The sequence below is a fragment of the Actinoplanes sp. CA-051413 genome, assembly GCF_050955795.1.
In the GTDB taxonomy this organism is placed as follows: Bacteria; Actinomycetota; Actinomycetes; order Mycobacteriales; family Micromonosporaceae; genus Actinoplanes.
In genome coordinates this window covers 9,260,028-9,274,153 of record NZ_CP192100.1, presented here as the reverse complement: position 1 = coordinate 9,274,153, position 14,126 = coordinate 9,260,028, and the positions used below count along the sequence as shown (strand labels likewise).

Genomic DNA, 14,126 nt, shown 5'->3' with positions numbered 1-14,126 from the left:
TTAACGATGCCTCAACTTACCGGTGGGTATTCCGCAGCGGGCCTGTCATGTGCTGTCCTGAAAAACGGTGTGGGACCCGGCCGCTATGGTGTGAACGTGCAGGCGGCCGTTCAGTGATCCGATTACCTCTGGTCCGACAGGGACCACTGCGGGCGCTCGCCGTGCGGGTGGTTGCCGCCCTGGTCCTCGTGCTGCTCACCGTGCTGGTGATCTACATCGACCGCGACGGCTACCGCGACCTCAACGAGGACGGGCTGACCCTGCTCGACTGCTTCTACTACGCGGTCGTGTCGCTCTCCACCACCGGCTACGGCGACATCACCCCGGTCACGCCCGACGCGCGCCTGGTGAACATCGTGTTCATCACCCCGGCGCGCGTGCTGTTCCTGATCATCCTGGTCGGCACGACCCTCGAGGTACTCACGGACCAGTACCGCAAGAACATCAGGGTCACCCGGTGGAGGCGCAAGTTGAAGGACCACATCATCGTCTGCGGCTACGGCACCAAGGGCCGGGCCGCGGTCAGCGCGCTGCTGGAGACGGGCTACGACAAGTCCCGCATCGTCGTGGTCGAGAGCCGCGACGAGGCCCTGCGCCAGGCCGGGGCCAACGGCCTGGTCGCGATCGAGGGCAACGCCACCCGCTCGGCGGTGCTGCTCGAGGCGGACGTCAAGAACGCCAAGTCGGTCATCATCGCCACCGACAGCGACGAGGCCTCCGTCCTGATCACCCTCACGGTGCGGCAGCTGACGGCGGGCCAGGTGCGGATCATCGCGGCGGTCCGCGAGCAGGAGAACGCGGCCCTGCTCAAGCAGAGCGGCGCCCACCACGTCATCGTGTCGTCGTCGACCGCCGGCCGGCTGCTCGGCCTGACCACGACGACGCCGCCGCTGATCGACGTGGTCGAGGATCTGCTGACCCCCGGCCAGGGCATGGCGCTGGCCATGCGGTCCGCGGAGCGCGACGAGGTCGGCCGCAACCCGCGCGAGCTGCAGACGCTGGTGGTGGCGCTCATCCGCCGGGGCAAGGTGCTGCCGCTGGGCGGCCAGCAGTCGGTCACCATCGACACCGGGGACATGCTGATCTACATCCGGGACGAGGAGAACAGCGGCGTCGGCGTAGCCGTCTGATCGCTTTCCAAATCAAGATCAAAGCCATGTCGTGCCTGGTTGCATGTCACTGGACGTCGCTCATTGCTGGACCATGGATGCCGTCCGGCCCGTCAGGGCCGGGCGGCATCTGGGTTCGTCAGGCCATCGCCCACCGTTGCTGCCCCCGGTGTGAGGGCTTGCGGGAGTGTCAGCGAGGTCTGGCGGTCCGGGGACGTCTCGACTGGCGACAGGGTTACTGCGCCGTTGAGCGCCCTCAATTGAGCGTCCGGCAGTGACGGTCCCCGGGACCACCAGATGCTTGGTCCTACTGAGTTTGAGCAGCAGGAGAAGCACCTATGAGTGTGCCTGAGCCCGGTCCGGCGGCGCGAGTGGTGTTCGCCGGTGTCGACTGGGCCGAAAACAATCACGTTGGGTGTCTGATCGACGTCGACGGCAAGGTGATCGAGCGGTTGACGATCGGGCATGACAAGGCCGGGATCGCCTCGCTGATCGCGGTGTTGACCGGCGCGCAGGTCAGCGGGGTTGGGATCGAACGTGGTGACGGGCCGCTGGTCACCGCCCTGCTGGCCGCCGGCATGACCGTGTTCGTGATCGCACCGTCGCAGGTCAAAGCGTTGCGCAGCCGGTACGGCTCGGCCGGTAACAAGGACGACCGGTTTGATGCGTTCGTGCTGGCCGATGTGGTGCGCACCGACCGGCGCCGCCTCACACCTCTGATTGCTGACCGGGCCGACACCCAGACGTTGCGGGCGTTGGTGCGTGCCCGCAAGGACCTGGTCGGGCATCGGATTGCGGTGGCGAATCAGCTGCGGGCGCATCTGCTGACGGTCCTGCCCGCCGTGGTGGGGTTGTTCGCCGAGCTGGACGCGCCGGTGTCGCGGGCGTTTCTGGCCGACTTCGGCACCCAGGACGCTGTGGACGCCCTCACCGAAGACCACCTCGCGGCGTGGTTGCGCGGGCGGCGTTACACCCGCAAACCCGCGGCCGTGCTGCTGCAGCGGCTCCGGGCCGCGGTCCCGGGTGTCACCGGCTCGGCTGGGCAGGCCCTGGCCGGGATCACCCGTGCCTACCTGGCCGCCCTGGATGCGGTCATGGCCCAGATCGAGGCCCTCGAACAGCAGATCGCTGTGGCACTCGCTGCGCATCCCGACGCGGCGATTTTCACGAGTCTGCCGCGGGCCGGAACCGTGCGCGCCGCCCGGCTGCTCGCCGAGATCGGAGACTGTCGGGCCCGGTTCCCGACCGCCGCCGCCCTGGCCGGGCTGGCCGGGGTCACCCCGTCAACGCGGCAGTCGGGCAACTCCCGCATCGTGGCGTTCCGTTGGGCTGTCGACAGACAACTGCGTGACGCGGTCTGTGACTTCGCCGGCGACAGCCGCCGCGACAATGCTTGGGCCGCGCACCTGTATGCCCAGGCCCGCGCCCGAGGGAAGAACCACAACCACGCCGTCCGGATCCTGGCCCGTGCCTGGCTCACCGTGATCTACCGATGCTGGACCACCCACACCCCCTACCAGCCAGCCCAACATCGCGCCCTGCAAACCCTCCTCCAACAAGATCCACAACCGGTTGGTTGACACAGGCACTCCCGCCGAGACCGGGCGAGGGTGACCAATCGCCTGGCGGCTCATGAACGGCCACCCTCACCCTGCCAGGTCCGTGCTTGGACAAGACAAGATCGGCCCGGGCCCGGAGGCCTGAGCCGATCTTGATGCGTGAGCCGGAGTTACAGGATGGTCCAGGTGTCGCCGGTGTTGAGCAGGTCGCTGAGCATTTCGTCCGGGGTGCCGGTCACCTGGGCCTTGGCGTCTTCGAGCTGCTTCTGGATGAGTTCGTCGTAGGAGGGGCGTTCGACGTTGCGGAACACGCCGATCGGGGTGGTGCCCAGGTCCGAGCCGGACAGCCGGGACAGCGCGAACGCATAAGCCGGGTCGTCGACGGTCGCGTCGTGCACGACCGGGGTTTCGCCGCCGAGTTCAGCACTGTCCCGCACCGACAGGCCGAAAGCGCCGGCGGGGTGGACCACCGAGTACTGGTCCTGCGCGCCGAAGGTGATCGGCTGGCCCTGTTCCAGGCGGATCAGGTGGTCGTCGCGGGTGTTGGGGTCTTTGAGGACTTCGAATGCGCCGTCGTTGAAGATGTTGCAGTTCTGGTAGATCTCCACGAACGCCGACCCTTGGTGCTGGGCCGCCGCCCGCAGCACCGACTGCAGGTGCTTGCGGTCGGAGTCGATGGTCCGGGCCACGAACGTCGCTTCCGCGCCCAGGGCCAGGGACAGGGGGTTGAACGGGGAGTCCGCCGACCCGGCCGGCGTCGACTTGGTGATCTTGCCGAGTTCGGAAGTCGGTGAGTACTGACCTTTGGTCAGGCCGTAGATCCGGTTGTTGAACAGCAGAATCTTCAAATTCACGTTGCGGCGCAGGGCGTGGATCAGGTGGTTCCCGCCGATCGACAACGCGTCACCGTCACCGGTGACGACCCACACGCTCAGGTCGGGCCGTGAGGCGGACAACCCGGTCGCGATCGCCGGGGCGCGGCCGTGGATGGAGTGCATTCCGTAGGTGTTCATGTAGTACGGGAACCGCGAGGAGCAGCCGATCCCGGACACGAACACCGTGTTCTCCCGGGCAATACCCAGCTCGGGCATGAACTGCTGGACCGCGGCCAAGATGGCGTAGTCGCCGCAGCCGGGACACCAGCGGACTTCCTGGTCGGACTTGAAGTCCTTGCCGGTGAGTTTGACCGGGGTGAGGGGGATCGTGCTGTTAGCCATTTTTGACCACGTCCTCGAGCATGTTCTCCAGCGTCGCGGCCGTGAACGGCAGACCACTGACCTGGTTGAAGGGGACCGCGTCGATCAAATATTTGGCTCGGATGACGTGGGCGAGCTGGCCCAGGTTCATCTCCGGGATGACCACCTTGTCGAACCCCGCGAGCACCTGACCGAGGTTGGCCGGCAGCGGCGCCAAATGCCGCAGGTGGGCCTGGGCGATCGGCAGGCCGCGCTGGCGCAGGGCCCGGCACGCGGCACCGATCGGCCCGTACGTCGAACCCCACCCGAGGACCAGGACGCGGGAGTTCTCGTCGGGGTCTTCGACCTCGATGTCGGGGACCGGGATCGAGTCGATGCGCTGGGCGCGGGTGCGGACCATGAACTCGTGGTTGGCCGGGTCGTAGGAGATGTCACCGGTCTTGTCGGCCTTCTCCAACCCGCCGATCCGGTGCTCCAACCCCGGGGTGCCCGGGATCGCCCACGGCCGGGCCATGGTCTCCGGGTCCCGCAGATACGGCAGGAACCGCCCGTCGTCGCCGTTCGGCTCGGTCGTATACGCCACCGAGATGTCCGGCAGATCGTTGACATCCGGCAGCAGCCACGGCTCGGAGCCGTTGGCCACGTAGTTGTCCGACAACAGGATCACCGGCGTGCGGTACATGAGCGCGATCCGGGCGGCTTCGATCGCCGCGTGGAAACAGTCCGAGGGCGACTTCGGCGCGATCACCGCCAAGGGTGCTTCACCGTGCCGGCCGTACAGGGCCATGTTCAGATCAGCCTGCTCGGTCTTGGTCGGCATCCCCGTCGAGGGTCCGGCCCGCTGCACATCGACGATGACCAGCGGCAACTCCAACGCAATGGCCAGGGAGATCGTCTCACCCTTGAGCGCCACGCCCGGGCCGGAGGTGGTGGTGACCCCGAGGGCACCGCCGTAGGAGGCACCCAGCGCGGCGCCGATCGCGGCGATCTCATCCTCGGCCTGCATCGTGGTCACACCGAACCGTTTGTGCTTGGACAACTCATGCAGAATGTCCGAGGCCGGAGTGATCGGATACGCCCCCAAAAAGACTGGCAGCTTCGCCCGCACCCCCGCCGCGACCAGGCCCAACGCCAACGCCGCGTTGCCGGTGATGTTGCGGTACGTACCCGGCCGCATCTTCGCCGGCTTCACCTCATACCGCACCGCGAAGTCTTCGGTCGTCTCCCCGAAGTTCCAGCCCGCCTGGAACGCGGCCTTGTTCGCCGCGACCAGATCCGGCCGCTTGGCGAACTTCCGCTCCAAAAACCGGATCGTGGACGCGAACGGCCGCGAATACATCCAGCTCAACAGACCCAGAGCAAACATGTTCTTGGCCCGTTCGGCGTCTTTCTTCGCCACCCCCAGCTCAGCCAACGCGCCGACGGTCATCGACGTCAACGCCACCGGGTGCAACGCGAAACCGTCCAGCGAACCGTCCTCGAGCGGGCTGACCGCATAGCCGACCTTGGCCAGGTTCCGCTTGGTGAACTCATCAGTGTTGACGATGATGTCCGCCCCCGGCGGCAGATCACCCACGTTCGCCTTCAACGCCGCCGGGTTCATCGCCACCAGGACGTTCGGCGCATCGCCAGGGGTCAGGATGTCGTAGTCGGCGAAGTGCACCTGGAAACTGGAGACGCCGGGCAGGGTGCCGGCTGGTGCGCGGATCTCCGCCGGGAAGTTCGGCAGTGTCGAGATGTCGTTGCCCAGCTGCGCGGTCTCCGAGGTGAACCGGTCACCGGTGAGCTGCATACCGTCACCGGAGTCCCCGGCGAACCGGATGACCACACGATCGAGCTGCTCGACACGCTTCGCGGGAGCGCCCACGTTCCAACCTCCTGAAGGAGCCGGCCGGCGGGTACGCACGTCGATGAGCCGGCCCGCAATAGTCACTTCCAGCCTACGTCGGCGCTCCTTACCGCCGCGGGGCGCGGGGCGTGTCCGACTTCAGACCGTTGACCACAGTAGCCAGGTAAGGCTTGCCTGAGCCACCCGAGTCCACCCTTCGGTTCGCTAGGCTGCGGCCGTGCAGGGCTATCTGGGTTCGTACGCCACGCTGGGGCTGGTGCTGGCCGCCGGCGTGCTGGTCTTCGTCGGCGCGTTCGGGGCGAACAAGCTGCTCAGGCCCGCCCATCCGGCCGAGCCGGTGGGTAAGCGGCTGACCTACGAGAGCGGCGTCGACCCGGTCGGTGGCGACTGGGCGCAGGCCCAGATCCGCTATTACGTGTACGCGTACCTCTATGTGCTCTTCGCCGTCGAGGCGGTCTTCCTCTTCCCGTGGGCGGTCGTCTTCGACCGCCCCGGATTCGGCTTGGTGACCGTCGCCGAGATGGGCGTCTTCGTGGCGGTTCTCGCGCTCGGCATCGTGTACGCCTGGCGCAAGAAGATCCTCACCTGGACCTGACGTCCCTCGATCAACCCGGGCGTTTCTGGCCCGGCGGGGTGGCGGGCTCGCACACCCGCAGCGGTCGTGCCACGATCGTGCCCATGGGCCAGCTTCTCCTCTTCGTCGTCGTGGCGCTTGTCGTCGCGGCGATCGTCTTCGGTGTGACCGTCATGGTGAGCGGCGGGGACCCCGGCCTGACGCCGGTCGAGCCGGACGGCAAGTCCCTGCCGCTGCCCAGCGACCGTCCGCTCGGCGAGGAGGACGTGTTCCGGACCCGGTTCGACACCGCGTTCCGCGGCTACCGGATGTCCCAGGTCGACCAGGCGCTGCAGCGGGCCGCCTATGACATCGGTTACAAGGGCGAGCTGATCGGCGTGCTGGAGGCCGAGGTCGCCGCGCTGCGCGAGGGCCGTACGGCCGACGCGGACGTGCTGCGCCGGGCCCGCGAGGCCGCCATCGCCCCGCCGCCGCCGGAGCCGGTTGTGGTCCCCGACGTCACGCCCCCGGACGACAAGCCCGCACCCGCCCCTGCCGCTGCTCCCGCCGCCGCCGAGCCGGCCGCCGGGGACAAGGCGCCTGCCCGGCCGGCGGGTGACGAGGAACCGGCGGAGAGCCGGTGAGTGCGCCCGGGCCGGTCGACGGGCTCGGCGACGCCGCGGTCCCCGGCACCGGCGAGGTCACCGCGACCGTCATCGTCAACGCGCCCGCGCCCCGGGTCTTCGCGGCGTTCACCAACTGGGAACGGCAGTCCGAGTGGATCCCGTTCACCAAGGTGCGGATCGTCGAGGGCGACGGCGGCGAGGGCAGCCTGATCGAGGCGATCACCGGGGTCGGCGGGGCCGCGCTGCGCGACGAGATGCGGGTGGTGCGGGTCGACGCGCCGTACGAGGTCCGCGTGGTGCACTGCGGCAACATCCTGCGCGGCCCCGGCGCGATGCGCTGCACGGCGATGGCCGGCGACCGCACCCAGGTCGTCATGCACGAGTGGTTCCACCTGCCCGGCGGCGCCGCGGCCAAGCTGGCCTGGCCGGTGATCTGGCCCGGCTCGAAGCTCAGCCTCAAGGGCGCGCTCAAGAAGTTCGGCCGCCTGGTCGAGCAGGGCCGCCTGCCCTGATTTTCTGTCACAGGGACCTCGTACGGTTTCCGGCATGACAGACGTGACCGCCGCGGGCCTGGTCGTCGGGGCGGACGGCCGGGCCAGATGCGGATGGGGCGGCAGCACGCCCGACTACCTGCCCTACCACGACCTCGAGTGGGGCCGCCCGGTCCACGGTGACGACGCGCTGTTCGAGCGGATGACCCTGGAGGCGTTCCAGTCGGGGCTCTCCTGGATCACCATCCTGCGCAAACGCCCGGCCTTCCGGGCGGCGTTCGCGGGCTTCTCGATTGCGGCGGTCGCCGCGTTCTCCGAGGCGGACGCGACCCGGCTGATGGCGGACCCGGGCATCGTCCGCAACCGGATGAAGGTCGACGCGGCCCTGCACAACGCCCGGGTGGCCGCCGACCTGCCGGACGGCCTGGCCGCCCTGCTCTGGTCCTATGCGCCGCCGCCCCGGCCCCGCCCGGCGACCCGCGCGGACGTCCCGGCGACCACGCCGGAGTCGATCGCGCTGGCCAAGGAACTGAAGAAGCGCGGGTTCAAGTTCGTCGGCCCGACGACGGCCTACGCCCTGATGCAGGCGACCGGCATGGTCGACGACCACCTGGCCGGCTGCTTCGTCCCGCCGGTCCGCCCCTGACCGGCGGGCTGTGCCGCGCGGGGCCTCCGGACGGGGCGGCTGCGCTCCGGACGGCCCGAGCCGCAGCCGTGCGGCGCCTCGTCACGCTTTATCAGCGCCCACGCTTGATCAGCGGGCGTGTGCGGGCTTCCGCTCGCGAAGTCAGGCCCCGAGGTCATCGCAGTCCCGTGCGGCCGTCAGCGGCCCGCTCAGGCGTCGCGCCGACCTCCTCAGTGCCAGGCCCGGCACCCGGCGCCCTCGGCCCGCTTGTCGTGCGGGACCGGCAGCGTGAGCGACAGCTGCACCCTCCCCGTCTGAGCCCGCGCCGGGTGGTCCGGGCGCTCGTGATGTGATGGTGCGTATGGCGCAGTGGGCGGTGATCATTCCAGCGGATCGGTGGGCGACCGAGCGGTTGTTCCATCACGACACCCTGACCGTGGCGGGCCTGGCCGGCGTGCAACCGGCGGCCGGCGACCGGGTCCTGCTGGTCGCGGACGAGCAGGCGCCGCAGGTGGTGGCGCTCGGGGTGGTCGACGGGGTGCCGGCCCGGCGGGGTGCGCACGGCGTGCCCGAGCTGGCCGTCACCTACACCCGGCGGTCCTTCGACGAGCCGGTGCCGGCCGGTGAGCTCAAGCTGGCCGAGCCGGTCGCCGAGATCGACGAGGAGCAGTACGAGCGGTTCGCCGCCCGGTTGAACGCCGGCCCGGACCGGCAGACCTGGCTGGTCAGCCTGGACCTGCCGATCGAGGCCGCCACCCCGGCCGAGGCGGTGCGGCAGTTCTGGTCGTACGTGCTGGAGCTGGGCCCGGCCGAGCTGCCGACGTTCGTCTCGCCGTCCGGCGACGAGCTGGCCATGCAGGCGTTCGTGCTGGGTGAGCAGGCCAACCAGGACCCGGAAGAGGACGAGGACGACGACTGATCGGCGCACAGCGCAACGGGCCCGGAGCGGCAAGCTCCGGGCCCGTTCGCGTGTCTGTCCTTCAGGATCAGCCGCCGAGGCTCGAGGCCGCCGAGGCGATCGTCGCGGCGAAGTAGCTCACCTGGGTGTAGACGCCGGGCTTGTTGCGCCGGGCGCAGCCGTCGCCCCAGCTGACGATGCCGACCTGGACCCAGGCGTTGGCCGAGTCGCGGCGGAACATCGGGCCGCCCGAGTCGCCCTGGCAGGTGTCCACGCCGCCGGCGGCGTAGCCCGCGCAGATCTCGTTGCTGGCGATGATCTGGCCGTTGTACATCGTGCTGGAGTTACAGGTGGTGTCGCTGACGAACGGCACGGTCGCCTTGCGCATGTAGCGCTGCTGGCCGCCGCCCTCGGTCGCGGCACCCCAGCCGGCGATCGTGAACGTGCCCGAGTCGTACGCGGTGGTCTTGGCGATCGGCAGGGTCGCGAAGCCGGTCACCGGGCTGGCCAGGCGGATCAGCGCCCAGTCCTTGCCGTTGCCGTTGTAGCCGGGGGCCCGGTACACGTAGTTCGACTTGCGGGTGACCTTGCTCGTCGACTGGAGGTCGACGACACCGATCGTCGCGGTGATCGACGTGTTCGTGCCGGTGCCGTTCACGCAGTGGGCCGCTGTCAGCACCAGGGTCGGGCTGTAGAGCGCGCCGCCGCAGCCCATCGACAGCCGGACCATGAACGGGAACTCACCCTGCGTGGCCGTGGTGCCGCCGACGACCATGTCCGGGCCGTCGGGGGCGGCCGCCGCGGGCGACGACTGCATCAGGCTGCCCATCGCGGCCACCGTCAGAGCGGCTGCCGCCCCGCTCAGGATCCTGCGCCACCTTGCCATCCAGACCTCCCCAGCCCGAGATGCGCCCTGCGGCTGCACCTCATCTCGATGGGGGAAGTCAAACATTTACCTGCATTGATGCGGGTATCCCGAAATACTCATACCGTCGGCGCTACCTCGCAGGAAGATCACCGGCCCTCGAAGACCGGCTTCTCCTTCGCCACGAACGACGTCACCGCCGCCTGGTGGTCAGCCGTACGCCCGCAGATCGCCTGCGCCTGGGCCTCGGCGGCGAGCGCGTCGGAGAGCGAGCCGGCCGTACCGATGGAGAGCTCGCGCTTGATGGCCGCGTACGCCACCGTCGGGCCGGCGGCGAGCCGGGCGGCCAGCTCCTGCGCGGTCGGCAGCACCTGCTCGTCGTCGTCGACCAGCTGGGTGAGCAGGCCGTAGTCGAAGCTTTCCTGGGCGCGCACCGGCTGGGCCAGCAGGAGCAACTCCAGCGCCCGGGCGCGGCCCACGATGTGCGGCAGCGACCAGCTCACCCCGGTGTCGCCGGCCAGGCCGACGTTGGCGAAGGCCATCAGGAAGGTGGTCCGCGGGCCGCCGATGCGGAAGTCGGCCAGCAGCGCCAGCGACGCGCCCGCCCCGGCCGCCGTGCCCCGGACCGCCGCGACCACCGGCTTGGGCAGGCTGGCCAGCCGCTGCGCGATCGGGTTGTAGTGCTGCCGCACGGTGTCCAGCTCGGTGGCGCCCTTGTCCAGGTCGCGGGCGTGCTCGCGGAGATCCTGGCCCACACAGAAGGCCTTGCCCGCCCCGGCCAGCACGACCGCCCGGATGGACCGGTCGGTCTCGATCGACGCCAGCGTGTCCCGCAGGGCCTCCTTGAGGTCCACGTCGAGGGCGTTCATGGCGTCGGGCCGGTTCAGGGTGAGGGTGACGACAGCGTCGGTGCGGTCGACAAGCAAGGAGTCCGTCATGAGTCTGAGAATCCCACACGTCCGCCTCGTGACACCGACGCCAGGCACCTCTCCACGTAGCGGTCGGCGGCCGGTCGCAACCGGGCCGCGTGCCGGTCGAAGAACGTGGCCGCGCTGGCGCCGGGCCAGCGGGCGGGCAGCAGGGCCGGGGGCAGCTGAGGGTCGCGGAACAGGAACGAGCGCCAGGCGTGCACGAGCTGGAAGCGGGCCGCGTACGCCTCCTCGTCGGAACTGCGGGCGTTGACCGCCGTGACGATCGGGCGCTGAGTGGCGATGAAGTCCTCGTACGCCCGGCCGATCTCGGTGAGGTCCCAGGCGCGTCCGACCACCTCGGCCGCTCCCGGTGAGCCGGCCGCGTGGCTGGCGCTGAACCGCTCGTAGCCGACCCCGGCATCGGCCAGGACGGTGTCGACCTCGTCCGTGGCGCGCGGGGCGACCCAGGCCAACTCGCCCAACATGCCGTACCCCAGAAAAGTCAGTCGTTTCGCTTCCCGGCGCGGGACCGGGGCGTGCGTGAGAACGAGATCGAAGCGTCCGTCCCAGCCGTTGCGCCCGGTCCGGTAGATCCGGGCCGCCGCCTCGTCGAGCCGGCGCGCAGCTTTCGGGGTGAGCAGATAGCCCGGGCCGGAGACCAGTCGCATAGGGTGCAACCAGCCCTGACGCACCATCCGGGAGACCGCGGTGCGGACCGCGGGCGGGGCGATGCCGACCGGTGCGAGCAGTTTGACGAGGGCTGCGACCGGCGCGCGGCCGCCTCTCGGGCGCAGATAGTCGCCGTAGAGGTCGAAGAGTGCCGACCGCGCCTGCATGACCGCACATTGTGACAGCCTGAAAGGCGATATGCTAGACGCTGTCACATCAGCCCGGGCTGGGTTTGGGTTCGCCGGTGTTCATCAGGGAAAATGTTTGATCGGCACGGTGGGCCACGTCGCGTGACGTCGGGCGAGGCTCGCAGCGCTGCGGTCTCGGGTCGGTCCAGCGGGGGCGACTCCGCCGGTCGGATACGAGGTACGGCGCACCGTGGGGCTGAGCACGGTGCGTTGACGAAGTGGCTGTGGGGTAACCCACCGCGACCCTGATGTAGGTCTGAGGGGAGACAAGATGGCGGCGATGAAGCCGCGGACGGGCGATGGTCCGCTGGAGGTCACCAAGGAAGGACGCGGGATCGTCATGCGCGTCCCGCTGGAGGGTGGTGGCCGTCTCGTCGTTGAGATGACTCCGGACGAGGCCAACGCGCTTGGTGACGCGTTGAAGGCGATCGCCGGCTGACGTTTCACGTGGCCCGCCGGTACGGTACCTGCCGTACCGGCGGGCTTTCCACGTCTTGCGGAAAGGTCATCCTCCAGTGTTCGCGATCAGGCTGACGCCCGGGTCCGCCGACGATTCCACCCGCGTGCTCGCGGTCGGCGCCGACGGCCTGCCGACGGGTGCCGGCGCTGCCGGCGCCGAGCTGGAAGCCGAGGTCCTCGCCCTGCTGAGCAGCGCGGATGATCCCGGACGACCCGGCGCGGTGCAGACGCTGCCGCGCCCGACGCGGCGACCCGCGAGAGTTCTGCTGGCCGGGGTCGGCCCCGGCGACGAGGCCGGCTGGCGTGCCGCCGGCGCCGCGATCGCCCGAGCCGTACGCCCCGAGGAGCAGGTGCAGATCGAGCTGGGCCCTGGCGTCCCCGCCGAGGCGTTGCGTGGGCTGGCCGAGGGCCTCTGGTTCGGCTCCTACCGCTTCCGGGACGCCCCCACCGGGCCCCGGAGCACCGAGTTCACCATCCGGGTCGACGACCCGGGCAGCTACGCCCAGAGCCTCGAGACAGCCCGGGTGACCGCCGCCGCGACCTGGCTCGCCCGCGACCTGGCCAACATGCCGGCCTCGGTGAAGAACCCGGCCTGGTTCGCCGCGCAGATCGTCGCCGAGGCGGCGACACGCCCGGGCCTGACGGTGACCGTCCGCGAGCCGGAGCAGCTCGCCGCGGAGGGCTTCGGCGGCATCCTGGCCGTCGGCGCCGGCTCCGCGAGCCCGCCCCGGCTGCTGGAGATGAGCTGGCAGCCGGCCGGTGCGTCCCGCCATGTGGTCCTCGTGGGCAAGGGAATCACGTTCGACACCGGCGGCATCTCGATCAAGAGCCGCGACGCCATGAAACTGATGAAAAAGGACATGAGCGGGGCCGCAGCCGTCGTCGCGGCCACCCTGGGTGCCGCCGATCTGCACCTTCCCGTACGCGTCACCACGCTCGCGCCGCTGGCGGAAAACGCGATCAGCGGCTCGGCCTACCGGCCGGGCGACGTCATCACCCAGTACGACGGCACGACCTCCGAGAGCACCAACTCCGACGCCGAGGGCCGGCTGGTCCTGGCCGACGCCCTGGCGTACGCCGTGGCCGAGCTGAACCCGGACGTGGTGGTCGACCTGGCCACGCTGACCGGCGCGAACGCGGTCGCCCTGGGCAAGCGCACCGCGGCCCTGTACAGCCACAACGACGAGCTCGCCGCGGCGCTGGCAGCCGCCGGAGCTGCCGCGGGCGAGGCGATGTGGCGCCTGCCGCTGCCCGGCGACTACCTGGAATACCTGCAGAGCGACATCGCCGACCGGCACAGCTCACCGGCGCGCGGCGCGGGCTCGGTGGTGGCGGCGCTGTTCCTGAGCGAGTTCCTGGGCGACCACCTGGACCGCTGGGCCCACATCGACATGTCAGCGCCCAGCTGGGCCGCCGCGGACGACGGCGACCTCACCAGCGGCGCCACCGGCTGGGGCACCCGAACCCTGTTGCGGTGGTTGGTTAGCGCTTGACGGCGGTCAGGAGGCCGCCGCCGGCTGGGATCAGGGCCGGGATCCATTCCTCCGACTCGCGGACGGCCTTGACCGTTTCGCGGATCGTGATCGTGTCGACGTCGCGGGCCGAGGGGTCGCTGATCCGGCCGCCGGCCAGTGCGCCGTTGACCACCAGGATCCCGCCGCGGCGCAGCAGCCGTAGGGCGGCGTCGGCGCAGGCGCCGAACTCGGTGGCGTCCGCGTCCACGAAGATCAGGTCGTAGACGCCGTCGGCGAGGCGGGGCAGCACGTCCAGCGCGCGGCCGGTGATGATCCGGGTCCGTGACGCCGCGAAGCCCGCCTCCTGGAAGATCCTCCGGGCGATGCGCTGGTGCTCGTTCTCCACGTCGATCGTGGTCAGGACTCCGTCCGCGCGCATGCCGCGGAGCAGCCAGACGCCGCTGACGCCCGTACCGGTGCCGATCTCGACGACCGCCTTGGCGCTGCCCGCCGCGGCGAGCACGCTCAGCACGGACCCCGCGCCGGGGGAGACGGCCGCCAGGCCGACCTCGTGGGCGAGGTTGCGGGCGGTCTGCAGGACGATGTCCTCGGCGGCGTAGGCCTCGGTGAACTGCACCGACTGCGCGGTCGGGGCGCCGAACGATCGGGCTGCG

General features: G+C 70.2%; 15 protein-coding genes. 9 read left to right on the top strand and 6 right to left on the bottom strand.

Translation table 11 applies throughout. The features are described from left to right. Positions 1 to 113 precede the first annotated feature (113 nt). Both ACQP2Y_RS43730 and ACQP2Y_RS43725 read left to right on the top strand, forming a co-directional pair. The gene (locus tag ACQP2Y_RS43730; RefSeq protein ID WP_433722423.1) at positions 114 to 1,130 is read left to right on the top strand and encodes a potassium channel family protein; all 1,017 of its coding nucleotides are present in this window, start codon (positions 114 to 116) and stop codon (positions 1,128 to 1,130) included. 353 nt (positions 1,131 to 1,483) lie between these two features. Beyond that, on the top strand, positions 1,484 to 2,689 hold the full coding sequence (locus tag ACQP2Y_RS43725; RefSeq protein WP_433722421.1) for an IS110 family transposase: 1,206 nt from the start codon (positions 1,484 to 1,486) through the stop codon (positions 2,687 to 2,689). 149 nt (positions 2,690 to 2,838) lie between these two features. Here ACQP2Y_RS43725 and ACQP2Y_RS43720 read toward each other — a convergent pair whose 3' ends face one another. After that, a complete protein-coding gene (locus ACQP2Y_RS43720) occupies positions 2,839 to 3,885 on the bottom strand; it encodes a 2-oxoacid:ferredoxin oxidoreductase subunit beta (protein WP_433722419.1) in 1,047 nt (348 codons plus the stop codon). Further along, positions 3,878 to 5,656, bottom strand: a complete 1,779-nt coding sequence (locus ACQP2Y_RS43715) for a 2-oxoacid:acceptor oxidoreductase subunit alpha (protein WP_433732339.1) — start codon at positions 5,654 to 5,656, stop codon at positions 3,878 to 3,880. Before ACQP2Y_RS43715 ends, ACQP2Y_RS43720 begins: the two co-directional genes overlap by 8 nt. Before the next feature lie 274 nt (positions 5,657 to 5,930). Here ACQP2Y_RS43715 and ndhC point away from each other — a divergent pair, with 274 nt between their 5' ends. The 5 genes from ndhC (at position 5,931) to ACQP2Y_RS43690 (ending at position 8,927) form a co-directional block, all read left to right on the top strand. Then, positions 5,931 to 6,308 (top strand): NADH-quinone oxidoreductase subunit A, encoded by a 378-nt coding sequence (gene ndhC / locus ACQP2Y_RS43710; protein ID WP_360545627.1) that lies wholly within the window; start codon positions 5,931 to 5,933, stop codon positions 6,306 to 6,308. 83 nt (positions 6,309 to 6,391) lie between these two features. Further along, the gene (locus ACQP2Y_RS43705) at positions 6,392 to 6,910 is read left to right on the top strand and encodes a DivIVA domain-containing protein (RefSeq protein WP_433722417.1); all 519 of its coding nucleotides are present in this window, start codon (positions 6,392 to 6,394) and stop codon (positions 6,908 to 6,910) included. Next, positions 6,907 to 7,404, top strand: coding sequence for an SRPBCC family protein (locus ACQP2Y_RS43700; RefSeq protein WP_433722415.1), 498 nt, complete (start codon positions 6,907 to 6,909; stop codon positions 7,402 to 7,404). The genes ACQP2Y_RS43705 and ACQP2Y_RS43700 overlap by 4 nt, the downstream gene beginning before the upstream one ends. Positions 7,405 to 7,438: 34 nt before the next feature. Further along, positions 7,439 to 8,029 carry a DNA-3-methyladenine glycosylase I gene (locus ACQP2Y_RS43695; RefSeq protein WP_433722413.1) on the top strand — a complete coding sequence of 197 codons (591 nt, stop codon included), beginning with the start codon at positions 7,439 to 7,441 and terminating at the stop codon, positions 8,027 to 8,029. A gap of 340 nt (positions 8,030 to 8,369) precedes the next feature. Then, entirely contained in the window at positions 8,370 to 8,927 is a 558-nt protein-coding gene (locus tag ACQP2Y_RS43690) for a hypothetical protein (protein ID WP_433722411.1), read from the top strand. Between the two features lie 67 nt (positions 8,928 to 8,994). On the opposite strand, the gene ACQP2Y_RS43685 is transcribed toward ACQP2Y_RS43690, so the two are convergent. The 3 genes from ACQP2Y_RS43685 to ACQP2Y_RS43675 form a co-directional block, all read right to left on the bottom strand. Then, positions 8,995 to 9,792 (bottom strand): S1 family peptidase, encoded by a 798-nt coding sequence (locus tag ACQP2Y_RS43685; protein ID WP_433722409.1) that lies wholly within the window; start codon positions 9,790 to 9,792, stop codon positions 8,995 to 8,997. Positions 9,793 to 9,920: 128 nt separating this feature from the next. Continuing rightward, on the bottom strand, positions 9,921 to 10,709 hold the full coding sequence (locus ACQP2Y_RS43680) for an enoyl-CoA hydratase-related protein (protein ID WP_433722407.1): 789 nt from the start codon (positions 10,707 to 10,709) through the stop codon (positions 9,921 to 9,923). Further along, positions 10,706 to 11,518, bottom strand: coding sequence for a PaaX family transcriptional regulator (locus ACQP2Y_RS43675; protein WP_433722405.1), 813 nt, complete (start codon positions 11,516 to 11,518; stop codon positions 10,706 to 10,708). Before ACQP2Y_RS43675 ends, ACQP2Y_RS43680 begins: the two co-directional genes overlap by 4 nt. A gap of 292 nt (positions 11,519 to 11,810) precedes the next feature. Between ACQP2Y_RS43675 and ACQP2Y_RS43670 the strand changes: the two genes are divergently transcribed. Both ACQP2Y_RS43670 and ACQP2Y_RS43665 read left to right on the top strand, forming a co-directional pair. Further along, entirely contained in the window at positions 11,811 to 11,978 is a 168-nt protein-coding gene (locus ACQP2Y_RS43670) for a DUF3117 domain-containing protein (protein ID WP_015625691.1), read from the top strand. 76 nt (positions 11,979 to 12,054) lie between these two features. Further along, a complete protein-coding gene (locus ACQP2Y_RS43665; RefSeq protein WP_433722402.1) occupies positions 12,055 to 13,491 on the top strand; it encodes a leucyl aminopeptidase family protein in 1,437 nt (478 codons plus the stop codon). Here ACQP2Y_RS43665 and ACQP2Y_RS43660 read toward each other — a convergent pair. Next, positions 13,481 to 14,089 carry an O-methyltransferase gene (locus ACQP2Y_RS43660; protein ID WP_360822922.1) on the bottom strand — a complete coding sequence of 203 codons (609 nt, stop codon included), beginning with the start codon at positions 14,087 to 14,089 and terminating at the stop codon, positions 13,481 to 13,483. The two genes, ACQP2Y_RS43665 and ACQP2Y_RS43660, sit on opposite strands and share 11 nt — an antisense overlap. Positions 14,090 to 14,126 lie beyond the last annotated feature (37 nt).

Coding starts and splice junctions, on each gene's coding strand:
- ACQP2Y_RS43720 (WP_433722419.1), bottom strand. CDS start 3,885: ATGGCTAACAGCACGATCCCCCTCACCCCGGTCAAACTCACCGGCAAG.
- ACQP2Y_RS43715 (WP_433732339.1), bottom strand. CDS start 5,656: ATGCAGCTCACCGGTGACCGGTTCACCTCGGAGACCGCGCAGCTGGGC.
- ACQP2Y_RS43705 (WP_433722417.1), top strand. CDS start 6,392: ATGGGCCAGCTTCTCCTCTTCGTCGTCGTGGCGCTTGTCGTCGCGGCG.
- ACQP2Y_RS43695 (WP_433722413.1), top strand. CDS start 7,439: ATGACAGACGTGACCGCCGCGGGCCTGGTCGTCGGGGCGGACGGCCGG.
- ACQP2Y_RS43690 (WP_433722411.1), top strand. CDS start 8,370: ATGGCGCAGTGGGCGGTGATCATTCCAGCGGATCGGTGGGCGACCGAG.
- ACQP2Y_RS43685 (WP_433722409.1), bottom strand. CDS start 9,792: ATGGCAAGGTGGCGCAGGATCCTGAGCGGGGCGGCAGCCGCTCTGACG.
- ACQP2Y_RS43680 (WP_433722407.1), bottom strand. CDS start 10,709: ATGACGGACTCCTTGCTTGTCGACCGCACCGACGCTGTCGTCACCCTC.
- ACQP2Y_RS43675 (WP_433722405.1), bottom strand. CDS start 11,518: ATGCAGGCGCGGTCGGCACTCTTCGACCTCTACGGCGACTATCTGCGC.
- ACQP2Y_RS43670 (WP_015625691.1), top strand. CDS start 11,811: ATGGCGGCGATGAAGCCGCGGACGGGCGATGGTCCGCTGGAGGTCACC.